We start from the raw sequence: 24,471 nt of genomic DNA, 5'->3' as shown, positions 1-24,471 counted from the left end.
TGCTCAGCCTGCGGACAGAGCTGCGAAGGCTGCGGAGAGGTCCGCCTTCAAGTCGCTGACGGCTTCAAGGCCGATATGGAACCGCAGGAGCGGGCCCGCTCGCTTTTCGGTCCAGCTGCCTTTCATGCGGGTCAGCTGCTGGTCGCACGGGATCACCAGACTTTCGAAGCCGCCCCACGAGAAGCCCAGGCCGAAGAGGGATAGCGCGGCGAAGAAGCGTTCCATCCCGCCTTCGCGTACGGGATTGAGAATTACCCCGAACAGGCCGTTGGAGCCAGTAAAGTCGCGCTTCCAGACGTCATGGCCGGGGCTGGAAGGCAGGGCGGGGTGCAGCACAACGGCGACTTCCGGACGGGCCGCGAGCCAGTGTGCCATTTCCAACCCGGCCGCCTCATGCGCGCGCAGACGGGTCGCAAGCGTGCGCAGGCCGCGCACCGCCAGGTAGGCATCATCCGGCGCCAGGCCGATGCCCCATTCCTCTGCGGTGGCGAGGACCTTGCCGGCGAGCGCGCTGTCATTTGTCATCACTGCGCCGCCGAAGGCGTCGGCATGGCCAACGGCATATTTGGTCAGCGCCTGCACACAGAGGTCAGCGCCCAGCGCCAGTGGCTGGTGCAACAGGCCGGCGCCCCAGGTATTGTCGCAGATCGTCCGTATGCCCCGTTTCCGGGCAGCGGCGATGATGGCGGGTGTGTCGGACACCTCGAACGTGAGCGAGCCGGGCGACTCGATGAAGATGGCTTTCGTTTCCGGTTTCAGCAGCGCTTCGATCCCGGCGCCGATGAGCGGATCATAACGGTCGGCCGACACGCCGGTCTCGCGCAGGCGGCGCTCGCAGAAGCGAGCGGTGGGGCCGTAGGCGCTGTCGGGGAACAGGACATGGTCGCCGGCAGAGACGCAGGTGGTGATCGCCAACGCGCAGGCCTGCAAGCCGTTGGAGGCGAGCTTGGCATGGCGGGCGCCCTCGAGCGAACACATTGCCGCTTCGAGTTCGCGGTGAACCGTCAGGCCCATCCGGCCATAGGTTGGCTTGACGCCGTAGAGGCCGGCTTCGTCGCGGAAGACCACGGTCGAGGCGCGCTCGACCGGCGGGTTGACGGTTACCCGGTCCAGCCGGCCCGCGCGCGTGTGGATCAGGCGCGTTTCGGGCGCGGTGTCGTCCTTGCTCATGCGTCGGCCGTGGCGACCGGGCGCGAGGGATCGGAGGCCCATTCCGTCCACGAACCGTCATAGACGGCGACGTCCCAGTTGCCGAGGCGCGCAAGCGCAAGCGCCGTGATGGCGGCGGTGACACCGGAGCCGCAGGTCGTCACGGTGGGCGACAGCGGGTCCTTGAACAGCCGCTTGAGGTCGCCGGCCGGTTTCATGTGGCCGGTCTCGGTGACGAGCAGGCTGCCGGGCACGTTGACGCTGCCCGGAATGTGGCCCGAGCGCAGGCCGGCGCGCGGCTCGGGCATGCGCCCGAAGAAGCGCCCGTCTGGCCGGGCATCGATGATAGTGGTACGGGCGGAGCCGACGAGGCCTTCCAGCGCCTTGGCATCCATCACGAGGTCGGTGCGCACGCGCGGCGTGAAGTGGCGTTCGCTGGTGATCGGCGGCATGTCGTCGATCTCGCCGCCTTCCTCGACCCAGGCGTTCAGGCCGCCATCGAGGACGTGGACGTCCTTGTGGCCCATGACGCGGAACATCCACCAGACGCGGGCAGAGGCGAAGAAATTGTTCTGGTCATAGACGATGATGCGGTTGCCATCGCCCAAGCCGAGCCGGCGCACGCGCGATGAGAACTTCACGGCGTCCGGCAACATGTGCGGCAGGTGCGAGGAGGTGTCGGCGATATCGTCGATATCGAAATAGACGGCCTTCGGGATATGGCCGCGCATCCAGGCCTGACGGCCGGTTTCCGGGGGATTGGTGAAGGGCGCGAAGAAGGTGGCGTCCACGACGCGCACGTCGGGGGCTTCGATATTCTTGATCAGCCAGCTGGCGCTTACGAGGGGATCACCGGTTTCCATACGCCTATTTCTCCATCCAGGACGGCACGGGCAAGCCCTTACTGCGAAGGAATTCGGGATTGTAGAGCTTTGACTGGTAGCGGTTGCCGTAGTCGCACAGGATCGTCACGATTGTGTGGCCGGGGCCGAGATCCTGCGCGAGGCGCATGGCGCCGGCCACGTTGACGCCGGACGAGCCGCCGAGGCAGAGGCCTTCCTGCTCGACGAGGTCGAACAATACCTTCAGCGCCTCGTCGTCATTGATGCGCCAGGCCTTGTCCACCTCGATGCCTTCGAGGTTTGCGGTGATGCGGCCCTGGCCAATCCCTTCGGTGATCGAGGTGCCTTCGGCCTTTAGCTCGCCGTGGGTGTAATATTCGTAAAGCGCTGCCCCGCCGGGGTCGGCGAGGCCGATGCTGATCTTCTTGTTCTTTTCCTTCAACGCCAGCGAAATGCCGCCGAGCGTTCCGCCGGAGCCGACCGCGCAGATGAAGCCATCGAGCTTGCCGCCGGTCTGTGTCCAGATTTCCTGACCGGTCGTTTCGCAATGGGCGCGGCGGTTGGCCTGGTTGTCGAACTGGTTCGCCCAGATCGCGCCGTTCGGTTCGCTGGCGGCCAATTCCTCGGCCAGGCGCCCGGAATAGCGCACGTAGTTGTTCGGGTTCGCGTAGGGCAGGGCGTCGACCTCGATCAGTTCGGCGCCGAGAAGCCGGATCGCATCCTTCTTCTCCTGGCTCTGGGTGCGCGGCATCACGATAACGACGCGGTAGCCGAGCGCCTTGCCCACGAGGGCGAGGCCGATGCCGGTATTGCCGGCGGTGCCTTCGACAATCGTGCCGCCGGGTTTGAGCAGGCCGGCCGCCTCCGCCTCGCGCACAATCCCCAGTGCCGGGCGGTCCTTGACCGACTGGCCGGGGTTCAGGAACTCGCACTTGCCGAGGATTTCGCAGCCTGTCGCCTCAGAGGCGCCCTTCAGGCGCAGGAGCGGCGTATTGCCGATCAGGTCGACGATCGAGGCGTGGGCGGTCATACGGGGGCGTTCCTGTCGCAATTCGGGATTGGCCAGACTTAAGGGCCGCCGGCGCCGGCGGCAACGGCTGCACCCCGAAATGATCCAACCTGCGTCTCGCGCGTATAGCTGGCACGATCCTGTTTGCCCCGGAGACCGCCATGTCCTTCAAGCACGCCGTCTTGTCCCTCGCCCTGCTGGCCGCCGGCGCCGCGCCCTCGCTTGCCGAAACAACCGCCCGCTGGACACCCAAATCGGGCGATGTGGTCCGTTTCAACGTGCTCCGCGAGGGCAAGCCCTTCGGCAGCCACACCGTGAAGTTTTCGAAGGACGCGGACGGGAACCTGACGGCGCAGACCGATGTGTCGCTGAAGGCGGGCCTCGGGCCGGTAACGCTGTTCCGGTACACGCTGGACGCGACCGAGACCTGGGTCGATGGCAAGCTCGTGGCGGTCACTGGCGCCGTCAATGACGATGGCAAGAAGCGTTCGGTGAAGGCGGTGCGCAAGGGCGCCGGGCTGGCGGTTGACGGGACGGACTTCAAGGGTACGGCGCCCGCAGGCATCATCCCGGCGAGCCACTGGAACTTTGCCCAGACCAGGGCCGGCAAGCTTCTGTCCACCGAAGATGGCGAGATCCTGGACGTCAAGGTGTCAGAGATCGGCCGTGAACAGATTAATGCCGGCGGCCAGAAGATCGAAGCAAACCACTACCGGCTCGACTCCGCGATCGATGTCGACCTTTGGTATGATGACGAAGGTCGCTGGGTGAAACTCGCTTTCGAGGCGCGCGGACAAGAGATCGAGTACGTGCTCGACAAACTTTACTGACCGGCACGTCTGGCAAACAGAGTGTAAACGCAATCACTCGAATTCGCGCAGGCGCGCATCCCTGAATTTTACGCGAGGCTGCTACTTTTGGTCTCTGAGAGCCTGCTCCAGCAGGCCGGAGATGTTCGAATGGATAAGCCGCCTGCGCGTTTCGCCGCTGCCTGGTCGTTTGGCCAGTACTTCCGCGATGTTCCTGTGCCGGCGAAGTACCGTGCGAGCCTGCTGTCGAAGCAGCTGAACTCGGTTGGCCGCATGGTTTTCATCATGCTCCTGTCGAACTTGCTGAACGTTGCCGTCGTGCTGCAATCGTTCCGCTCATCTCAGGTCGGCAGTGTGCTGACGATCTGGGGGTTCTGCGTCGTGTTTTTCACCGGGCTCGCGCTGCTGCGGCATATCCGGGCGCGCAATGCCATCCAGCCGGCCCGGCCGTCGGCGCAGCATGTGGATTCGGTGACGCGGGGCTCGCTTATCTTCGGCCTGTTCTGGGCGGTTGTGCCCTTGCTGGTGGTCCATGCCGTCGACCCGCGCGGCCAGATGGTCATCGGCATCGTCATGGCCGGCATGATGTTCGGCGGCGCGTTCCTGCTGTCTCGCCTGCCGGCGGCAGCCATGTCCTTCATCCTGCCGGTGGGCCTCGGCCTGATTGTGTCGATGCAGCTGCAAGGCGACTCGGCGCACCAGTTCATTTCCGTGCTGACGATCGTTTACATGAGCGTGCTGACGCTCGCCTTGCGCGGCGCGCATGTGCAGTTCGTGGAGCAGCACCTCAGCGAAGCGGCGGTGCAGGAACAGACGCAGCTGATAGGCCTGCTCCTGCGCGACTTCGAGGAGAGCACATCCGACTGGCTCTGGCAGACGAACGCGGACGGTGTGCTCGAAGATATTCCGCTGGCCCTCAGCGGCGGATCCGAGCAGGCGGGCTGCATGACCATCGGCGCGGGTCTCGCGGGCCTGTTCGAACCTGGCGACACCCGCAAGAAGCTCGAGCAGGCGCTGGCGCGCCACCACGGTTTTCGCGACATCGTTCTCAAGGTGGTGGGCAAAAAGGATGAGGAATGCTGGGTATCGCTGACCGGCAAGCCGATCTTCGAGGGGCCGGAATTCCGCGGCTTCCGAGGCGTGGCGGCTGATATCACCCAGTCCAAGCAGATCGAAGACCGCATGGCCTACATGGCCCACTATGATGCGCTGACCGGCCTGCCCAACCGGGTGACGATGCAGGAGCATCTCGAGAAGACGATGCGCAAGCCGGTGCAGCCCAACACGGTGCGCGCGCTTCTCTGGCTCGATCTCGACAATTTCAAATGGGTCAACGACACGCTCGGCCATCCGGCTGGCGATGAGTTGCTGCGCCAGGTGGCGGGGCGGATCGATGCGCTGTTGGAGCGCGGCGACATGGTCGCGCGCCTCGGCGGTGATGAATTTGCGCTGATCATCGAGCGCCCGGCCGGCGGCGCCCTGGAGGCCTTCTTCAACCGCCTGACCGAGCACATGCGCCGGCCTTACAATATCTGGGGCTCGACGGCCCATTGTTCGGCCTCGTTCGGCGTGCGCGTATTCGATGCGATCACGACCGACCCGCGCGAAGTTCTCAAACACGCAGACCTTGCGCTGTACGATGCGAAGCGAACGGGCAAGGCGCAGTGGTGCATGTTCACGTCCAAGCTCGAGGCGAACGCCCAGGCGCGCGCGCAGATCGAGAACGAGCTCGAGCGCGCCATCGACAACAATGAGCTGCGTGTGTTTTTCCAGCCGCTTGTCGATGCGTCGTCGCGTTCGATCATCGGGGTCGAGACGCTGCTGCGCTGGCAGCATCCGGTCAGGGGCCTTGTCTATCCGGACGAGTTCATCGAGCTTGCCGAAGACAATGGCCTGATCACGCGTATGGGTGAATGGGTGATCCGTGCGGCGCTGGAAGAAGCAGCGCGCCTGCCTGAGCATATCAAGGTAGCCGTCAATATCTCGCCGCTGCAGATCCACTCGGCGACGCTGATCTCGACCATCGTCAACGCATTGGCTGCAAACAATATCTCACCGAACCGGTTCGAGCTGGAAATCACCGAGTCGGTGCTGATGACCGACACCGAATTCACGCTGCGCCGCCTTCACCAGATCAAGGATCTGGGTGTGCGCATCTCTCTGGATGATTTCGGCACCGGCTACTCGTCGCTCAGCTACTTGCGCGCATTCCCGTTCGACAAGATCAAGATCGACAAGAGCTTCGTGAAGGACATCGAGTCGCGTCCGGAAAGCCGGGCGATCACGATGGCCACGCTCACTCTCGCGAAATCGCTTGGCATGCGGTGCACGGCGGAAGGCGTCGAGACGCTCTACCAGGCGGACTTCCTGCGCGACCATGGCTGTGATGAACTGCAGGGCTTCTTCATCAGCCGGGCTCAGCCGCTCGAATTCCTCACCCACGTGGTGCCGGTGCATGCGCGCGGTGAGAACGGCGAAATCATCTTCGCGGCCGAGGAAGAGCCGGACGATGCGAACGTCGTGCCGTTCAGCGGAGAAAAGCGCGCCTGACCGGGGTCAGGGCGTCGCCTCTTCTTCGTCCGGTTGAGGGGCAGGGTCAGCAGGCGCCGGCTTGGCCTTCTTGCGGCCGAACAACCCACCGAGCGCGTCCTTGGCCGCCTGTTCGGCGGCGTCTTCCAGCTGCTCTTCGGTTGATTTTGGCGACGTGGTTTCGGCGGGTGTCTCCGTTCCGGTTCCGGCCGGCGTGCCCGTGGCGGTTTTCGGCGGCACGCCGATGATTCCGCCGACGATGCCGCTGACATTGTCACCTGCCTTGCCGGTGATGCCGTCCACCAGCTTGCCCTTAAGTTCGGCCTCAAGCGCCGCCTGGACGCCCGAGAAGTCCGGCGTGACCTTGAGCTGGTTCCAGCTGCCCGACAGGCGCACCGGCACCGGGATGCCGTTCAGCTGAACCACGGCGCCCTGGCCCTGGCCTTTCTTGTCGATGGCGGTAGCGAGACGTAGGTCGAGTTTCTGCCCGCCGATGTCGATGTTGCCGGTGCCGTCGATGCCGAGAGCCGGGCTGATCAGCTTCATCAGGTTCACGTTGGCGACGCCGTTCTGGATTTTCAGCACACTGTCGAACTTGGTGAAATCTGTCTCCGCCGTCGGCGAGAGCACGCTGCGGAAATCCAGGTTGTTCAGCTTGCCGGTGGTGAAGGCGGTCTGCAGCGACTGGGCACTGCGCACGAGTTGCGTGACGTTGAGGCCTTTCAACGCGCCTTCGCTTAGGTTGGTTGAAACTTCCCCGTTCAGGCCGTGCATCAGGGCGTCAAGCGAGTCGCCGCGCGCGCTCGCCTCCACCTTGAACGCGCCGGTGCCCGCCAGCTTGTCGAAGCCGGCGAGCGTGCCGAGCAGGTTCGACATCGCGACGCTGTCGCCATTCATCGCGAAAGAGACCGCCGGCACCGCCGACGAGGCATCCACGGTCATCCGGCCGTCCCAGTTGCCACCGAAGGCCTTGAACTTCGAGAGATCGGCATTGAGCTTGCCGTCCGTTAGGTTCGCCGTCAGCGCCGCGTCGGTCAGCTTCACGCTGCCGAGCGTGATCTGCGAGGTAGTGATCTGCAGGTCAGCGTTCGCGGCCGAGAGGCCGGCGAGGTCCAGCTTGTCCTTGCTCCAGGCTTCCATCGGTTTGGCAGCCTGCGGTTTCTGGTCGGCAGGGGCGAGGAAGGGCGACAGGTCCAGTGAGCCCATGTTGAGCTTGCCGGTGAGGCGCGGCTTCTCGCCGGTCAAGTCGATGCCGGCTGTGCCCTTGGCGGTGATCTGGTCGAGCTTCAGGTCGAGCGCCGAGAGGGCAATGTTGGTGAACGAGCCGCTGACATCGCTGGTTGCCGCGAAGGTCTGCAGGGTCGAGCCCGGTGCCATTTCGATTTCAGCGGCGGCGAGCAGGTCGCGCAGCTTGTCACTCGAGGCGTTCAGCTTGCCTTTGAAGGCGCCGGGTTCGGCCAGCGCGACTTCACCCGTATAGGCGGCCTCGAGCAGGTCGCCCGTGTGCTTGAAGTCGATGGCAGTGAGCTTGAGGGCGTCCGCGGCGCCGGCGATGTTGCCGGTGAACGACACTTTTTCGAGGGCGCTCGCGGCGGGAAGGTCGAACTTCATCTGCTGCGCCAGCTCGCCAGCTTTCGGCGTGTCGAAGGTCAGCTTCCCCGCGAGCTGCGGCGCGGCGCCGAGTGCGACCTTGCCGGTGTAGTTTGCATTGATCAGCTGGCCCTTGATGCGCAGCTTCTCGAATGACAGGTCGGGCTCGGCGAGCTTGCCGCTGACCTTGCCTTCCACATCCAGCGCGCCGAGCGGTGCGACGTTCAGGGGCAGTTCGAGCGCGGCGAACTTCGTCAGGGCGTCAATCTTCGGGGCATCGAAGGTGAAGGCACCGTCGATGACCGGTTCGGGGCCCATCTTGATCGTGCCGGTGAAGCCGGTCTTGGCGAGGTCGGACGTCTGGGCAAACCGTTTCACGTTGACGGACAGCGCATCGAAGGTGCCTGCAACGTCGCCTTCCGCGTTGATCTTGCCGAGCTTCTTGAGGTCGAACGGGACTTCGATGTTGGCATAGTCGAGCAGGGAGCTGACTTCCTCCGAGCTGACATTGAACGTGCCATCCAGCGACGGCGTGGTGCCGAGCGTGATAGCGCCGTCATAGCGAGCCTTGATGAAGGCGGTGCCGAGGGTTGCGTCCAGCGTGGCAGGCTTGCCTGTGGTCGCCGCGTCGAGCGAGTCCAGGTTGGCCGCGATGTCGAACCGCTGGCCCTGGAACAGTCCATCGGCGTTCAGCTTGAACGGCTCATCGAGGGCGGTCATCGCTGCGGTCAGATCGAGCTCGCGCAGTTCGTAGCGCGCGCCGGTCTCGTCATCCTGATAGGTCAGGCTGGCATTCTCGAGGCGCACATGCTCGACCGCGCCGTTGAAGCCGCCGCCTTCGCCGGTTCCGCCTTCAGCCGGTTTCTTTTCCTCGAGCACCCAGTTGGTGGTGCCGTCGGCCTTTTTCTGCAGCGAGACCGAGGCGTCGACGAAGGCGAGTTCGTGCACTTCCACGCGCTGGCCGAACAGCAGCGGCGCCCACTTCACGGCGCCGCGCAGTTCGCCGGCTTCGATCATGTAAGGGCCGTCGAATCCGTCAGGGTTGGCGACCTTCATGCCGCCGACGCTGGCCGCAATCCGGGGGAACAGGGACAGGTGAACGTCGCCGTCCAGCGTGACCTTGCGCTGCAGCGCTTCGCCGGCGGCGCGCTCAATCTGGGTGCGATAGACGGATTTCGGAATCAGGAACGGAACGGTCAGCACGCCACCGATCAGGATGACAAAAATTCCGCCTGCAATCAGGGCGATGCGTTTCATGGTTCGAATCCCTCTTTGGGTCTCGCTATCACATGGTTAGACAGTATGTCGCTTGAATGGCAGCTGAAGGGCAATTGGCAGGAAAATGGCCTTTTCGGGGGTACTGCAAGGCGCCCGACAGGACCGCTTGACCCGGCAGGGCGGGGCGATTAGAGAGGCGCTTCGCTCGCAAGGGCGGCCAGCAAAATGCGCGGGTGTAGCTCAGTCGGTTAGAGTGCCGGCCTGTCACGCCGGAGGTCGCGGGTTCGAGCCCCGTCACTCGCGCCATTCCTTTCGGAATGAAATCCTCCTAAGTCCTTGAAAATTAAGAACTTAGGGCGCTGTTAAGGAGCGTTTTTGGGTTCGACGCCGCTTGTTGCACTACAGTTTGCACTACGGATTGCATACTTTTTGCACTACAATTCGCGATGAAACAGAATGGTCTTGGATTAAGATATCTAAAGTCGCGCGGTGGCTGGTGGCATTACCAGAGACGCGTGCCGAGCCGCTTCGAAGGCGTTGATAACCGGGGTCTGATTCAGGTCGCCCTGCGAACCCAGTCACTCGAGATAGCGATGATGCGGCGGGACGCGCTTGCAGAGGCTGATGCTGCCTTGTGGAATGCGCGCAGTCTTGAATTGTCAGGCGGTAACCGGCAGCAGTCGAGTTGGCGCGCGGGCGACCAAAGATACCGCGGCGCTGTTGCCCGGGCCCTTGCTCAGGGCTTCGTTTACAGACCAGTGGAGGAGATTGCGGCGCTCCCGGATGTCGAAGAGATTGTCGCCCGCCTGAAAGCCGCCGATTTCGGCAATGCGCCGACCCTGGCTAAGACTGAAGCCTTGCTCGGGGGCGTTCCGGCGCCCGCAGACAAGACCACAGTTTCGGAAGCCTTCGAACTCTATGTTTCAAAAATCGCGTTTGACGATCAGTACAACAAATCACAGGCCCAACGCGAAGCCTGGGAAAAGACAAAGCGCACATCGATCGAATACTTTATCGCCCATGCCGGTGATATCCCACTGAAGGAGATCAGCCGGGAAGTGGCGACCAGCTACCGCGACTGGTGGCAATCGCGGATGCTGCCGCAGAATGACGGCTCCAAGCCAGCGACGCCAAACACCGCGAACCGGCATGTGGGCAATATCCGATCCCTCTATCAGCGCTACTTCAAATATCGCGGCGCGGATGACGTTGAAGATCCGTTCCGGGGTTTCTTCTTTGCGGGCAAATCCACCGTGAAACGCGCTTCGTTCAGCGATGACTTCGTGCGTTCGAAAATCCTCGCCCCCGGCGTCTTCGATGGCCTTCGCCTGGAGCTGCGCGTCATCATCCATCTTCTGATTGAAACCGGCGCACGGCTCAGCGAGATTGTGAACCTGCGACCCCAGGATATTCGGCTTGAGCACGATATCCCGCACATATTCATCCGAGCGGAACAGAACCGGGAGCTCAAGACGGATGACTCTGAACGTGAAATTCCGCTCGTTGGCGTCGCTCTCCCCGCCATGCAGCTCTGCCCTAAGGGCTTCGACCATTACTATGATCGTAGTACATTGGTCTCTGCCAACCTCTTAAAGGCATTCAAGCAGCGACATCTTTTTCCAACAACCGACCACGTCATTTATTCCCTGCGACATTCCTTTGAAGACCGAATGCTCGAAGGCGGGTTGGACTATGGGCTTCGCTGCGCGCTTATGGGACACAAGAACAACCGGCCCGAATACGGGCAAGGTGGCTCGCTGGCGTATCGGAAGGAACAGCTCCTGAGGATCGCACACCCGTTTGATCCGCTCGTATTTGCGAATTCCAGCGCATGGAAGCGATAGGAATGTCGGGAACGCTCCGGTTTGGCCATAGCTGCCCTCTCCAGAGCTTCACGCATCCTCGCCGAGTTTGCGCTTAGTCCAGCTTCAGGAAGTACCGGGTGGATTTGAGTTCCCCCTCGCGGACGAGCGCACCTTTGGCGACCATGTCGGCAAGGTCGCGCGTTGCGGTTGCTGTCGGGGCTCCCGTGATGGTCATGTAATTTTTCGCGCTGAGGCCGCCCTTGAAGCCGTCAATTCCTTCCGCGAACATGCGCAGCAACGCTTTCTCCTGCCTGGTGTTCAGCTGCCCTGCGAGGCGGTCGAAGAGGCGGGCCTTGCCCAGCATGAATTCGACCTGACTCAGGCTTCGGTCCTGTGCCTCGAGCGCGATGTCCGCAAACCAGCTCAGCCACCGATCCGCGTTCAAGGTTGCGCTCGCCAGCTCCAGTTCGCGGTAGTACGCCTTGCGGTGGCGCAGCAGGGCGCCGGCCAGAGATGTAAAGACGGGCCGCTGCCTTCCTTGGGCGAGCGCCTTTTCCGAGATGGCACGTCCGATCCGGCCATTCCCGTCTTCGTACGGATGGATGCACTCAAACCAGAGATGCGCAAGACCGGATCGCTCGATCGGAAGCAGCGGCGCAGCGCCTGTCGGCGCCGTCTGGTTAAACCAGTCGATGAACGCTGCCATATGGCCAGGGACGGCGCTGGAGGGAGGCGCTTCATAGTGAACCTTTGGCGCATAGGAAGCGCCCGATATGATCTGCATCGGTTCTTCGTGCTGGCGGTAGCCGCCGACACTCTTCAGGTCAGTGCGACCGGTCAGCATCTTCCTGTGCCAGCGATGAAGCATTTCGTCCGAGAGCGGTTCACCTGTTGTCTGTAGAAGATCGACCATCATGTCCGCGATCCCGCTTTCGGCGGGGCGGGCGGATGTTCGGGCGGCCTTCAGACCGAGGGCGCGCTGGATAGAGGACTGCACACTTGCCCGGTCCAGCGTTTCCCCCTCGATCTGGGACGTATCGATCGCTTCCAGGCTCATTACCGATATACCGAGCTCGATCCTGTCTTCATCGGAAATATGACGGGATGTGCCGATCAGTAGGCCTGCCTGCTCGAGAAAACGGGCCTCGCGGGCAGCGAGTTTCTGGCGGTCCCGAATGAAGTCCGGCCAGTCGCGAAGCTGCCAGTTCCAGTTCATGATCGATAAGGTCCCATTTTTTAGATCACATTATTCGGCAAAAGTGATTAATAAAAGGGTGTTTTATCGATCATTTCCTCTTTTGAGGGCCTGGAGCGGCGTCTGGGGGGCAGTTGAAGGACAGAAGGGTGTGGTCTCGAAGGCGGACACACCACTTCCCCCTTGGTTGCCTTGTGAATTCTCAATTCCGTCGCCGTGGAGCCTGCGGGCTGGTCTTGGCCCCTTTGTGGGCTTTCCCCGAACAGGTCGAGACCGGCTGAGCCGCGCCATGACCCTCGATCGTCTTTTGTTGCGTTCTGTCAGTTCCGTTTCCAGGCGCTCGAAGACGGGCCAATAGGTGTAGCCATAAAGATCAATGATCTTTGCGGCGATGCCGAGGGCTTCTTCGAGATCCTGGTCGCTGATAGGCATGGCGTTGCTTATTTGGGCCGGTTCCAGACCATGACGCCGGTGCCTTCCTTTTCGTTTTCGAAGAAGGCGGCGCGCATCGGCTGCGCGAAGCTCGGATCATCGAGTTTCACAGCGAGGTAAGGCGTTTCGCCGTCCTTGGAATCCTGGCGCCACGCCGCGCCGAGTTCGGCGCCGCCGGCATAGAGCCGGAAGTCGGGTGCCCCATTTGCCTTCTCCTTGTTGGGAACAAGCTGTGCCTTGACGTTGATGGTCATGGTACGGATGGTCCCGGTCCAGGCTCCGTCCTTCAAGGTAAATGCGCCGATCTGTGCCATGGGTCAGTCTCCTTTGCTGGCAGTGGTGGGCAGGGCCTTACGGGCCCGTCTGAACCCGGCGTCTGACGCCAGGAACATGTCGATCATGGCAGCGGCGAGCGTCTCGCTACGCTCGGCTTCGCCATAAGTCTCTTGGTAGACCGCGGCATAATCCTGCAGCGCCGCGGCTGTTTCGGGATCAAGTGCCAGGGTGAGCCTGACCGGCGTGCGATCAGCGAGTTTTCCAAGGCGGAGGTTCATGGTGCAGCGTCCTTGAACGGACGAAGGACGAGATCTTTGGTCACGATGACACGGACGGGCCAGCCGGGACGGATAGTGATCGAAGGCTGAACGCTGAGGCTTCGATCAACGGCCCGCTGGCCGGCTTCGTTGATTGTATCGGTGGTGCCGCGGCGGATCGCGCGTTCAATATCGCCGTCCTCGCCAGGACCGAGCTCCGCACCGATGCCAAGCAGCGTGGCGAGACCGGCAGCCGCAAAGACCTTGTCCCAATGGTGATCGGTCCGGTCTTTTAGCCCAGCATAACCGGAGGCATCGCTTCCCGGTTCAGAGATGGTGATTGATGCCCCGTCCGGGAACAGGATTCGGTCCCAGACAACCAGCGCGCGGTCCTGCCCGAAAGAGACCTCCGATTGGTAGCGCCCGAGGAGCCGGCTGCCTTGCGGGATCAGGAGGTGCTGGCCGCGGACCGTGTCGTAAACGTTCTGGGTGACCTGCGCGATGACCGTACCTGGAAGGTCAGAGTTGATGCCGGTGATCAGGCTCGCCGGGATCAGGGAGCCTGCCATCAGCTGGTAAGGCGAAAGCGGGTCCTGCACCCGGTCCGGATTGTAGACCGGGCTGGACGCCGGTTCACGGGCAAACCCAGCCTTGCGAGACTGGAGGTTCGGGTCTGGTTCAGGACTTGGCCCGGCGGTCGTGGACTGTCTGTTGAGCGCAAGCAGCTCCGATTCCAGATCGAAGCCGGGTTCGTGTGTCTGCTGTGTAGAGCTTGGAGACGCACCGGCGCCGCCGAGACGGAACAGGATCGGCGCGCGGGCCGCTTCTTCGGCCTGGGCGGCGGCTTCAAGCCGCGCGGTCCGGACCGCCTCGTCTTCCGGACGCGTGCGAAAATCTGTCCTGTATTCAGTCTGGAACTCTGTTTCGATACCGTAAGCCTGCTCCGCCGCAAGGATGGTCGAGCCGAGATCGCCGGAGAGCGGCGCCCCGAGCACCGGCACATCCGCAAGCGCTGTATAGTCCGCTGGCAAAGCCGAGAACCCATCTGGCTTGCGCTTGCTGGCGGTGACCAGCTCTTCCTGTTGGACCGGCTCTGCAGGACGCGGCGGCGCGAGTGCAATCGAGGTTGCCGCAAAGAGGCCAAGCGCGCCGAGGCCTGCGCCAGCCATCAGCAGTTTGCGGTTGATCCGTGTGGCGGGCTTCGGCGCCGAGCGGATCTGCAACTGCTTTGCTGCTTCCTTGAATGGTGGAGGCTCGGTCATCGGCTCAGCCCCCGAACCAACGCGACCTTTGCGCCGCGCTTACTTTCGAAATCCGTACGACTGTCTGGGGCCTTGTCCCGTGGCGCAGCTCGGCCGCGCCAAAGAGTCGGTCAACAATGTAGTAGTTCCCGCGGACCCGGTAGTTGACGAGTTCGGCCTCTCCTGCGGATGACAGGACAAAGAGCGGCGGCATCTCGGAGGCAGAAATCGACGCCGGCATCTGGATGAACACCTGGCGCCCGTCATCGAACACACGGACGGGTTTCCAGTCCGGCGTGTCGCCTGTGACGCGGTAGTCGAAGTTCAGGGTCTCGAGGCTGAGGCCGCGTTTGACCGAGATGGCGTCCTCTGCGGCAGCGCTCGTGTTGCGGGCCGTGAGGCCCGCTAGCTCATCCTGAGGATAGCGCCAGGAGAGCGCGGCCATGTAAGTGGAGGCGGTCGATTCCAGTTCGAGGTGATAGGTCCGCCGGTCGGTCGCGATCATCAGGTTGGTGCGCAGGCCCGTCGCAACAGGCTTGACCAGGATATGCGCCCGCGCGCTGCTGCCGGAACCGGACGCGGTGTCTCCGACAACCCAGCGCACTGTGTCTCCCGCCGAGACCGACACAAGGCTTTCTCCCGGCTGGAGCGCAATGTCCGTGACCTGGCCGGGGCTCGCATAGAGGCGGTAGAGCGCGCCTTCCGTATAAGGATAGATCTGGACGGCGTTGACGAAGCCTTCCGAGGAAGGCTCGATCACGGCTCCGGCGCGGCCTTCCCTGATGGTGGCCGCCGGGCTTTGTGGGGGCTTTGTTTCAGCCTCGGGCGGGGTCGGCTTGAGCTGGCCTGGCAGGGGCAGCGCGATCGCTGTTTCGACAATCTCCACCCGCTCAGGCTTCGGCTCTTCCAATGCCATGGCCGCGATGAAATCACCGCTATCGATGACTGTCTCCGGTGGTGGCGGCGTGGCGCAGGCCGCGAGCAGGGCGGTCGCCGAAGAGGCGAGCAGGAACCGGGTCATTGTCTTTCTCCTGTGACAAGGTCTTCGCTCCAGCTGAGCGAGCGGACATAAAGGCCGAGGGGGTTGGCGCGCAGGGTCTCAGCATCCTTTGGCGGCTGGAGCGTGATCGTGAAAACGCCGGTGAACCGCTTTGCGCCGGTGAGCGCGCCGCCCTCATAGGTCTTCTCGATCCAGCGGCCCTGGAAGCTTTCGCCCGAGACACGCACAATGCTGACGACATCCACCGTGCGCGATCGACGGCCAATCGCGGCAAACGGGTCATTCTCGCGGGCGTATTCCGAAAGCGTTGTGGCGGCTGCAGGTCCGGCAAAGGTGTAGGCTTTGAGCCAGCTCTCTCGAACAACAACCGGATCGATCGACAGGCTACGCACAAAGGTGATGAACCCGGCGAGGTGATGCGCAATCTGCGCGTCGGACGGCGTGTAGAGCTCGGTTACCGGGCCGACGGCTTTTGCCGCGCCGGTCTCGTCAACTTCGACGACATAGGGCGTCACCGTCGACTGCAGGCTCCGCCAGATCAGCGCGCCGGAGGTCGCGAACGAAAGCGCGAGGCACCCAAGCGCCATCAGCCGCCAGTTCTTCGCCTGGACCCGGGCCGAGCCGACCCGCTCATCCCAGACCTGTCCGGCTTTCTGGTAGGGCGTCTCGGGATAGGGCGACGTGCCATAGTGAGCGGTTGGGCGTTTGAAGCGCATGGTGTTACTCGTCCTTGTTGTTCAGGGAGGGGGCGGCGCCCGAGGAGCCGCGATCGCCGTCGCGCAGGCTGTGCATTGCGAGCTGGCGGGCCTCGCCGACGCGCTGCGAGGTACGCATGCCCCGCGCCCAGCCGGGGCTCTTCTCCGGCGGGGAGGAGGACGGAGTTTCGGAGGGTGACGAACTCGAGCCGCCGGTGGATTCGAACGCGCCGCGCGCGCCGCGCCGGTAGGCATCGCGCACGGCGCTGGCCGGGCCAGAGGCCGCGCGGCGCACGGTGTCCCCAGCCGCCTGGGCAACGCCGCCAAGGCCGGCGGCAAAGCCTGCCGTACCACTCTTTCCAGAAGCCGTTGACCCGAGATCGAACGCCGTGCGGGCGCCGCCGGCCATCGAGGCGCCCGCCTTGACGGCGCTTGCCGCGCCGCCTGCGGCGGCGCCCAGCGCAGCCCTGGCACCGAGACCTGCGGCGACCGTTCCGGCCGCGACACCTGCCGCCGCGCCGATGGCCGAGCCCGCGCCCAGCTGCGGGGCGCCGGTGATGCGGCCGCTTGCCCTGCCGGGGCCGACCACGCCCATCCAGAGGAAGACCGTCGCGGCGAGCACCGTCCCCATGACTTCGGCGAGCGTGACATCCTCGGTGCCCGCGAACGCCTCGGTGATCGTCGAGAAAAGCGTCGAGCCGATGCCGATGATGATCGCCAGCACCATCAGCTTCAGGCCCGAGGTGATGACATTGCCCAGGACGCGCTCGGCGAGGAACGAAGTCTTGTTCCAGAGCGCGAAGGGCACGAGCACGAACCCGGCCAGCGTCGTCAGCTTGAACTCAAGGATCGACACGAAGAGCTGCACGGCAAGCACGAAGAAGGCGATCAGGATCACGGCCCAGGCGATGAGCAGCACCGCGATCAGGATAAAGTTCTCGAAGAAAGCGATGGGTCCCATCATCTCGCTGGCCTCTTCAAGCAGCGGCAGCGCGGCGCCGTATCCGACGCCCGCGATATAGCCGGGCCGCATTAGGTCTTCGGCTGTGATCAGGCTGGAGCCCGCCTTCAGGCCGAGCCCGGCAAAACTGTCGAAGATGATCTGGGAGAGCCCCGCGAAATTGCCGAGCAGGAAGGCGAAGAAGCCGACATAGAGGACTTTCTTGATCAGCCCGGCGATCACATCGGCGTTCTGTGAGAGAGCCCAGAAAAGGCCCGCCAGCGTGATGTCGATCACGATCAGCGTGGAGGTGAGGTAGGCCACATCACCCTGCAGGAGCCCGAACCCGCTATCGATGTAGCGGATGAAAGTTTCCAGGAACCGGTCGATGACATCCATCTCTTCCATGGGCTTTACTCTCCGGTGCCCAGGAAGGTTTGCAGGCGCGCGCGGCCGCGTTCCGCTTCGGCCAGCTTGCGGGCCTCCTCCAGCGCTTCGGCCCGGTGCTGGGCGGCAAGCATTGCCTCGATCTGCATCAGCTGCTGGTTGGTCATGGCGCTGAGCTCATTGCCGGCCTGCGCCGCCTGCAGCGCGCCGACGGCGTCCTGGCTTTGGGTGACGAGGCTGCGGATGGCGCCCGCATCCGTCTCGTTATCTTCGAGTGCGGCGGCTGACACCGTCAGCGTTTCGCGGAATGCGTCCCGCGACTGGCGCCAACGGGCCCGGGCATCCTCGATAAGCACGGAGCCCGGTATCGCGGCGCCATACTCTTCCGGATAGGCGGTCTCGTAGTCCCGCTCGATCTCATCGACAGAGTAGCCGATGCCCTGCGCGCGGCGCAGCAATTCCTGGATACGGAGGACCCGCTGGCCGATGATGCTCTCGGCGACAGAGACGGGGAGGGTTTCGAGATTGCGGGCCATGTTCTCCAGCATCTCGATCTCATGGGCGAGCTGCTGGACCTGGCCTTCGAGTTCCTGCAGGGCGCGCACCGCCTGCAGGATGTTCTGGGCATGGTTTGCCGGATCATAGACAGCGAGCTGCGCCATCGCAGGCGGCGCGAGGAGTCCGGCAACCGGTATGGCCATCAGGGGCGCGGTTGTCATCAGCAGGCAGGCAAGGCGGCGGCGCATGGGGCGGCTCATTCGGCAGCGAGGATCTGTGGGCGGAAGGGTTGGCTTGGGCTCCGGTCAGCGGAGGAATGACCCGGCCATCGGCTAAGGAGGTCTGCCGCCCAGGCGAGGCCCTTTTCGTGGAGCCAGGTCTCCGCGAACCCTTCGCCTTCGGTCTCGGCCATCACGCGGTCTATTGTGGCCTGGTCTTCCGGCGTGCCGGCAGCGGCAAAGGCGAGCGCGACCGGGCCTAGCCCCAAGTCAAACAGGCGGGATCCTTTCGGTGACTGGAAATAATAGTCCCGCTTCGGCGTCGCCCGCGCGATGATCTCGATCTGGCGTGCGTTCAGTCCGAACCGCTCATAGGTCTCCCGAAGAGCCGGCTCTTGGGCACGTTCATTGGCGAGGAATATCCGGGTCAGGCAGCTTTCGAGGATCGCCGGGGCAATGGCGCTGGCGCTGATGTCGGAAAGCGACTGGGTCGCGAACACCACAGCGACGTTCTTCTTGCGCAGGGTCTTGAGCCAATCTCGCAGGCGCGCCGCAAAGACGGGCGCATCCAGGAAGAGCCAGGCCTCGTCCAGCATCAGCAGTGTGGGGCGCCCATCAAAGCGCGCCTCGAGCCTGTGGAAGAGGTAAGTGAGCACCGCGGTTGCCGCCGCGCTTGCTGCATCAGCTCCTCCATCTCGAAAGAGGTGATGGAGGCGAGGGCGAGATCTTCTTCGTCTCCGTCGAGGAGGTGCCCGTGCGGGCCCGCCAGTGTGAACGGATGCAACGCGGTCTTCAGCGCCTCATCCTGCAACAGGAGGACGAGGCCCGTCAGTGTACGTTCGGATTGCGGCGCAGAGGCAAGAGACGTGAGCCCCTGCCAGAGACGCGCCTTGAGCTCCGGCGTAAGGTTGACGCCCTCGCCGGCAATCAGGCCTGCCAGCCAGTCCGCCGCAAAGCTCGCCTCTGCTGGTTGGTCGATATCTTTCAGCGGCTGGAGCCGGGGGCGCCGGGCGCCGCCGGGATCGAGATGGAGACCGCCTGTTGATTGCCGTTGAGAATTGACCCTGGGAGGGCAGAAATTTCCACTGAGAAGTGACCATGTTTGAACCGGTCCCGAGCTTTGGCGAGCGGGGGACCATGGAGTGTTGGACATGGCATTATTGAGCGTTATCCGGCGGTGGTATCACCGCGACCAGATGTCGATCCGGGAGATTTCCCGGCGGACGGGCCTTTCTCGAAACACGCTGCGCAAGTATCTGCGATCCGAGGTGGTCGAGCCGCGTTTCAGGACGCCGGACAGGCCGAGCAAGCTGGATCCTTATGCGGACCGGCTGTCGGCATGGCTGCGGCGGGAGATGACGCGGCCGCGCAAACAGAAGCGCACGATCAAGCAGCCATATGCCGATCTGGTGAGCCTTGGCTATGATGGTTCGTATGGCCGGGTTGCGGCGTTTGCACGGGCCTGGCGAGACGAGTACCGCGTCCAGCAGCAGACAAGCGGACGAGGGACTTTTGTGCCGCTTTCATTCGCGCCGGGCGAGGCATTCCAGTTCGACTGGAGCGAGGACTGGGCGGTCATTGACGGTGTTCGCACGAAGCTTCAGGTCGCGCACTTCAAGCTCAGCTACAGCCGCGCCTTCTTCGTGCGCGCCTATATCCTTCAGACGCATGAGATGCTGTTCGACGCGCACAACCATGCGTTCCGTATGCTTTGGCGGCGTGCCGCGGCGCGGGATCTACGACAACATGCGCACGGCGATCGACAAGGTCGGGCGCGGCAAGGCGCGGACAGTCAACGCGCGGTTTGCGGCGATGGTCAGCCACTACATGTTCGAGGCCGAGTTCTGCAATCCGGCAGCCGGCTGGGAAAAAGGCCAGGTCGAGAAGAACGTTCAGGATGCGCGTCATCGTCTATGGCAGCCTATACCGCATGCGGAGAGTCTGGACGCCCTGAACCTCTGGCTTGAGCAGCGATGCCGTGCGTTGTGGCAGGACATCCCGCATGGCACCCAGCCCGGTTCTGTTGCCGATGCCTGGGCTGATGAAGCCGGCAGCCTGATGCCGGCGGGTCGGCCGTTCGATGGCTTCGTGGAATATGGCAAGCGGGTCTCTCCCACCTGCCTCGTGCATCTGGAACGCAACCGCTACAGCGTCCCGGCGTCGTTCGCCAATCGTCCTGTGAGCCTGCGGGTCTACCCGGATCACTTCCTCGTCGTCGCAGAGGGCCAGGTCGTGTGCGAACACCGGCGCGTCATCGAGCGATCTCACGATGGCCCGGGGCGCACGATCTATGACTGGCGCCACTATCTCGCAGTGGTCCAGCGCAAGCCGGGCGCGCTGCGCAATGGCGCGCCGTTCCTGGAGCTGCCAGACGACTTCCGGCGGCTTCAGCGGCAACTTCTGCGTTCGCCGGGCGGTGACCGGGAAATGGTCGAGATCCTGGCGCTGGTGTTGCAGCACGATGAGGACGCGGTTCTGACGGCCGTGTCGATGGCGCTGGAAGCAGGCGTTGCAACCAAGACCCATATCCTGAACCTGCTGCACCGGCTGGTCGATGGCAAACCCATCAGTACACCACCTGTGACGGCGCCGCAGGCGTTGCGCCTCGCCAGTGAGCCACAGGCAAATGTTGATCGTTACGACACGTTGCGTGCAGTGGGGGAGACCCGTCATGCGTCATGATCCAGCCAGCGGCGCGATCGTCGTCATGTTGCGCGGCCTGAAGATGCACGGAATGGCGCAGGCCGTCACTGATCTCATGGCTCAGGGCTCGCCCGCGTTCGAGTCGGCAATCCCCATGCTGTCCCAGCTCCTGAAAGCCGAAACCGCAGAACGGGAAGTGCGGTCCGTGGCCTACCAGCTGAAGAGCGCCCGGTTCCCCGCTTACCGCGACCTTGCGGGCTTCGACTTTGCCAGCAGCGAAATCAATGAAGCCCTCGTCCGCCAGCTTCATCGGTGTGACTTTATCGATGTGGCCGACAATATCGTCCTGGTCGGCGGGCCTGGCACCGGCAAGACGCATATCGCAACGGCGCTCGGCGTACATGCGATCGAGCACTATCGACGCCGTGTCCGGTTCTTCTCAACCGTCGAGCTGGTCAACGCACTCGAACAGGAAAAGGCTCAAGGAGAACCGGTCAGATCGCGAACCGTCTGATCCACTCCGATCTCGTGATCCTCGACGAGCTGGGCTACCTGCCGTTCAGCGCATCAGGCGGCGCGCTCCTGTTCCATCTGCTGAGCAAACTCTACGAGCGCACCAGCGTCGTCATCACGACCAATCTGAGCTTCAGCGAGTGGGCCAGCGTGTTCGGCGATGCGAAAATGACGACCGCGCTGCTCGATCGCCTCACCCATCACTGCCACATCCTCGAAACCGGCAATGACAGCTTCCGGTTCAAGAACAGCTCGGCGCAGAAGCCGAAATCGAAAAAGGAGAAGGCATCATCTTGACCCGGAAATGAAACCCGAAAGATAGTCACAAGGCGGGTCAGTTCTCGATGGAAATCCCGGGTCAGTTCTCAGCAGAAATCAACAACCCTTGGCCAGTTCGTGCTCTACTGGCTGACCCGCACCGATCCGATCCCAGAAGGCGAGCGCGAAATTGCGCACGCGCTCGGTCAGAGACGGTTCGATTACTTCATTGATCAGGTGGTGCGGAAGGTTCGCCGGGGCGAGGGGATCGGGAGCCAGTTTGGACTTACGGCTGAGGCGAGCTCGACCGACCGTTGAGCCTCTCACTTGTTGTTCAATTTCTACAGGGGAACTTCAGCGTCCCTCAACAGAGTGATGCATGTTGAATCACCCATGAAGGTAGAGGTTTTATCGGGATCGTCTCCGCTCAGGCGGTGGTCGCCGTAGCGCCGTGGTCCCTCTAACAGTCGGGACGACTATTTCCCGAACCTGATAGCAGCGCTGAGCCCGCTCAACGTCGTGCAGATTGCCCATCACTGCGGTGCCAACGCGTATTTCTATCGTGTCCTCCAGGCTGCTGCCCCGCAGGTCAAACTCACCGGGCGTAGTTTCTGTTGTCGCACGTGCTAGCGTCGAAATCTCGACCGTCGCATGCCTTCCGGCTGTTCCTCGAAATGTGCGGGGGGCGGAAGCGGTTCCCAGGTTGCTGTTTACGAGTGTCCCGAACCTGTCGAATGTTCTTGACTACGAAGACCTGATCTACCCGGTCGCCATACGAGACGGGCAACATTGTCCTGTGGTATGAATCAGGCGGTTGGAGCGTGGACTCCCATCCAGCTGACTCTGAACGGCTAAGCGGATGACGGTTCGGGCTGTCCGGCGGTCTGATATGTCGCTATGTCCACTTGTGGCACCCTCTTCGAAATAGACGGAGCGATGACGGGCTTACAGGCGATGCACATCAGCTCTTTCGCCTAGCTCGTCGAGGCAGCACCGGCGGAACAGCTGGCCGAAATCTGTCAGGGCCAGCACGCGCCGGTTGACGCTGGCCTTCAGGCCCGGGGCGACATTTGCTTCGAAGACGCGCGACGAAGTCCTGAGCGAGGAGGTCCCGGTAGAAGCGTTCATCACTGATCGCAAGATGCCGGCGCGGAGATGATGTTCAGGCGAAGAAGGTCGATATAGCCGCCCAATGCTTTCGGGCGCTCACAGACGCGGGCGACATGTTCGGGGACAATGTGCCGGAGCGATGAGAGAGATGCGGCCGGTACGGTCGAGGTAGTTGATATTGGCGCAGGGAAGGACCTGGCCGACATCGGGGAAACTCATGACGATGCGTACTTCATCGATCGTCAGCTGCTTGAGATCCGATGAAGGACGGTGAGCATCATCGGCAAGCCCGGTGTCCATCGTCGAGGCGATGAGGAGCGCAAACTCGCGCTTCAGTCCCGAATACCGCATCGCTTCAATGGCCGGGATCGCAATGTCCAGTCGCGGGCTGGTCATCCGGTCGGGCGGCACGGTCCTGCTTGCGAGGATCTCCTGGATCGCGCCAACCGTGTATTCCTGAATCTGGGACCAGTCCCAGGTCACGGCGGCAAACCCGGCCAGCTTGTCTGCGACCAGCGCCTTGTGGGCCTCAGGGTTGAGGGCGGGGACGGGCGGCTCCAGCGCGCTGTCCGTACTGGCTGGCTTGCGGGGCGTCAGGCCAGCGCGGCGCGGGCCTCCGCGCGCGTAGCGGGACGAATTCGGACGCTCGACAGGTTCACGCATCTGAGCTTCGCCGTGCACACCCGGACGCCGCGCTTCCGGTCACCTCGCACTTTGCGCAACATGCAAGGCACGTAAAGCCTTGATTGCGGCGCGACCGCCTGAAAATCACCCCAACGGCGAGAAGCATTGGATGCGCTGGCCATGCGGCATACGCGGCAGGGTTGCTGCGCACCACCGGTGCAGGCTATCCAGACGGGAGACAGACTATTCAAGCGCCACAGGGCGGTTCATGTCGCGGGGAAAATTGCATTGCGCTGTTCAGCCTGCCTGATCGAAATGCGCCGGCAGCAGGGCGGTCACGTGTGCCCGAGATGCGGCGCGGCGGGGGCTGTCATGTTGGACGATGGAACCGAGGCTCAGTTTGAACTGCCTAGGAAAGGTGCCGGCGGCGCCGCGCGGCTCGCGGGTCTTGTTGCGCTCTTCCTTGCCGCGGCCGGGTTGGCTGGCTGGTGGGTCAGGGACGAGCTTCCGTTCGGCTTCCTGCAGCCGGCAGCCGGGCCTGAGTTGGTGGCGCCCGCGCCGCCGGATTGGCGCATGGCCCGGCTCGGGGAGTTCGGGGAAGACCTGCGGTCAGGAGTCATCGGCATTTTCGGGACCGACGGCGGGGACCGGATGCTGGCCTATACGGCGCTGGGCGGCGGAGAAATCGTTGCCATCCTTTCGCATGGCGAAGCCGACGAGCCGGTGACCCGTGCCTCGATCGTGAGGATCGATGGGGGCGCTGACCTGAGTACGGCGGACCTGCCGGTGCCGGATGGCATCACGGGTGCGTCGCTCGCGCCAGCAGGTGTCTCGGGATTCTATCTGGCACAGACAGGCCCCGAAGGGGTGACCCTTTCCGCCTACGGAGAAGGTGTAACGCCGAAATGGGAACGCCGGTTGATACGCACGGCAGTCCCGAAAAGGTCCGCAATTGTCCTGTCTGGTGACGACGGCTTGATCCTGATCGGGCCTGCCGAAACAGAAGGCCGCCTTTCCGTTGCGGCCTATGACACAACCGGCGCGCAACACTGGCAGAGAACATTTGAAGCGCCCGAAGACGGCCGGTGTTCGGGCAGCTTCTGGACGAGGGGGATCTTCCTGGCGTATGAGAGCCTGGTTTCTGCCGGGGCGCCGAGGCGAACGCCGCTTGGCTGGCGCCTGGCGGCGAAACTCTTCAGCAACCGCCGGCCTGCGCATCGATGGACGCCTTGG

Annotated in this window: 20 protein-coding genes, 1 tRNA gene and 2 pseudogenes; 8 read left to right on the top strand and 15 right to left on the bottom strand. The window is 63.3% G+C overall.

Translation table 11 applies throughout. The features are described 5' to 3' along the window. Positions 1–3 precede the first annotated feature (3 nt). Genes metC through IPK75_16340 form a run of 3 tightly spaced genes read right to left on the bottom strand, consistent with a single transcriptional unit; the run spans position 4 to position 3,021 of the window. Positions 4–1,170, bottom strand: a complete 1,167-nt coding sequence (metC, locus tag IPK75_16350) for a cystathionine beta-lyase (GenBank protein ID MBK8199918.1) — start codon at positions 1,168–1,170, stop codon at positions 4–6. Then, complete coding sequence (locus tag IPK75_16345; GenBank protein ID MBK8199917.1) at positions 1,167–2,012, bottom strand: sulfurtransferase; 846 nt, start codon at positions 2,010–2,012, stop codon at positions 1,167–1,169. The genes metC and IPK75_16345 overlap by 4 nt, the downstream gene beginning before the upstream one ends. Positions 2,013–2,016: 4 nt before the next feature. Then, positions 2,017–3,021 carry a cysteine synthase A gene (locus tag IPK75_16340; GenBank protein ID MBK8199916.1) on the bottom strand — a complete coding sequence of 335 codons (1,005 nt, stop codon included), beginning with the start codon at positions 3,019–3,021 and terminating at the stop codon, positions 2,017–2,019. Between the two features lie 140 nt (positions 3,022–3,161). Here IPK75_16340 and IPK75_16335 point away from each other — a divergent pair, with 140 nt between their 5' ends. Further along, positions 3,162–3,830 (top strand): hypothetical protein, encoded by a 669-nt coding sequence (locus IPK75_16335; GenBank protein ID MBK8199915.1) that lies wholly within the window; start codon positions 3,162–3,164, stop codon positions 3,828–3,830. Between the two features lie 129 nt (positions 3,831–3,959). Continuing rightward, on the top strand, positions 3,960–6,359 hold the full coding sequence (locus tag IPK75_16330; GenBank protein ID MBK8199914.1) for an EAL domain-containing protein: 2,400 nt from the start codon (positions 3,960–3,962) through the stop codon (positions 6,357–6,359). Between the two features lie 6 nt (positions 6,360–6,365). Here the strand turns inward: IPK75_16330 and IPK75_16325 are convergent, their stop codons facing one another. Beyond that, entirely contained in the window at positions 6,366–9,185 is a 2,820-nt protein-coding gene (locus IPK75_16325; GenBank protein MBK8199913.1) for an AsmA family protein, read from the bottom strand. Positions 9,186–9,375: 190 nt separating this feature from the next. Here IPK75_16325 and IPK75_16320 point away from each other — a divergent pair. Continuing rightward, positions 9,376–9,452: transfer RNA gene (locus IPK75_16320), tRNA-Asp, on the top strand. 140 nt (positions 9,453–9,592) lie between these two features. Then, positions 9,593–10,990 (top strand): tyrosine-type recombinase/integrase, encoded by a 1,398-nt coding sequence (locus IPK75_16315; protein ID MBK8199912.1) that lies wholly within the window; start codon positions 9,593–9,595, stop codon positions 10,988–10,990. Between the two features lie 73 nt (positions 10,991–11,063). Here the strand turns inward: IPK75_16315 and IPK75_16310 are convergent, their stop codons facing one another. The 9 genes from IPK75_16310 to IPK75_16270 form a co-directional block, all read right to left on the bottom strand. Beyond that, entirely contained in the window at positions 11,064–12,167 is a 1,104-nt protein-coding gene (locus IPK75_16310) for a Fic family protein (GenBank protein ID MBK8199911.1), read from the bottom strand. Positions 12,168–12,586: 419 nt separating this feature from the next. Then, a complete protein-coding gene (locus tag IPK75_16305; GenBank protein ID MBK8199910.1) occupies positions 12,587–12,892 on the bottom strand; it encodes a DUF736 domain-containing protein in 306 nt (101 codons plus the stop codon). A 3-nt stretch (positions 12,893–12,895) separates the two neighbouring features. Beyond that, entirely contained in the window at positions 12,896–13,132 is a 237-nt protein-coding gene (locus IPK75_16300) for a DUF2274 domain-containing protein (GenBank protein MBK8199909.1), read from the bottom strand. Further along, on the bottom strand, positions 13,129–14,373 hold the full coding sequence (locus IPK75_16295) for a TrbI/VirB10 family protein (GenBank protein MBK8199908.1): 1,245 nt from the start codon (positions 14,371–14,373) through the stop codon (positions 13,129–13,131). The genes IPK75_16300 and IPK75_16295 overlap by 4 nt, the downstream gene beginning before the upstream one ends. Positions 14,374–14,377: 4 nt before the next feature. Beyond that, positions 14,378–15,373, bottom strand: coding sequence for a P-type conjugative transfer protein TrbG (trbG, locus tag IPK75_16290; protein MBK8199907.1), 996 nt, complete (start codon positions 15,371–15,373; stop codon positions 14,378–14,380). Continuing rightward, entirely contained in the window at positions 15,370–16,068 is a 699-nt protein-coding gene (locus tag IPK75_16285) for a conjugal transfer protein TrbF (protein MBK8199906.1), read from the bottom strand. The genes trbG and IPK75_16285 overlap by 4 nt, the downstream gene beginning before the upstream one ends. Positions 16,069–16,072: 4 nt before the next feature. Then, positions 16,073–17,386, bottom strand: a complete 1,314-nt coding sequence (gene trbL / locus IPK75_16280) for a P-type conjugative transfer protein TrbL (protein MBK8199905.1) — start codon at positions 17,384–17,386, stop codon at positions 16,073–16,075. A gap of 14 nt (positions 17,387–17,400) precedes the next feature. After that, on the bottom strand, positions 17,401–18,120 hold the full coding sequence (gene trbJ / locus IPK75_16275) for a P-type conjugative transfer protein TrbJ (protein MBK8199904.1): 720 nt from the start codon (positions 18,118–18,120) through the stop codon (positions 17,401–17,403). Between the two features lie 8 nt (positions 18,121–18,128). Further along, complete coding sequence (locus IPK75_16270; GenBank protein MBK8199903.1) at positions 18,129–18,746, bottom strand: hypothetical protein; 618 nt, start codon at positions 18,744–18,746, stop codon at positions 18,129–18,131. A gap of 17 nt (positions 18,747–18,763) precedes the next feature. On the opposite strand from IPK75_16270, the gene IPK75_16265 reads away from it, so the two are divergent. From IPK75_16265 to IPK75_16255, 3 genes and pseudogenes are all read left to right on the top strand, one after another. Then, on the top strand, positions 18,764–19,135 hold the full coding sequence (locus IPK75_16265; GenBank protein ID MBK8199902.1) for a hypothetical protein: 372 nt from the start codon (positions 18,764–18,766) through the stop codon (positions 19,133–19,135). 106 nt (positions 19,136–19,241) lie between these two features. Further along, a pseudogene (locus IPK75_16260) lies at positions 19,242–20,772 on the top strand (IS21 family transposase). Continuing rightward, positions 20,762–21,543: pseudogene (locus tag IPK75_16255) on the top strand (ATP-binding protein). Before IPK75_16260 ends, IPK75_16255 begins: the two co-directional pseudogenes overlap by 11 nt. Positions 21,544–22,449: 906 nt before the next feature. On the opposite strand, the gene IPK75_16250 reads toward IPK75_16255, so the two are convergent. After that, positions 22,450–22,632: a hypothetical protein gene (locus IPK75_16250; GenBank protein MBK8199901.1), complete on the bottom strand. Its 183-nt coding sequence runs from the start codon at positions 22,630–22,632 to the stop codon at positions 22,450–22,452. Positions 22,633–22,710: 78 nt separating this feature from the next. Then, the gene (locus tag IPK75_16245; protein ID MBK8199900.1) at positions 22,711–23,277 is read right to left on the bottom strand and encodes a DUF4393 domain-containing protein; all 567 of its coding nucleotides are present in this window, start codon (positions 23,275–23,277) and stop codon (positions 22,711–22,713) included. Positions 23,278–23,610: 333 nt separating this feature from the next. Between IPK75_16245 and IPK75_16240 the strand changes: the two genes are divergently transcribed. Next, positions 23,611–24,471: hypothetical protein (locus tag IPK75_16240; GenBank protein ID MBK8199899.1), on the top strand; the 861-nt coding region annotated here is incomplete at its 3' end.

This window comes from Acidobacteriota bacterium (genome assembly GCA_016712445.1).
Taxonomy (GTDB): domain Bacteria; phylum Pseudomonadota; class Alphaproteobacteria; order Caulobacterales; family Hyphomonadaceae; genus Hyphomonas.
Note: the sequence above shows the minus strand (reverse complement) of the source record. Positions and strands in the feature narration are given on the sequence as shown.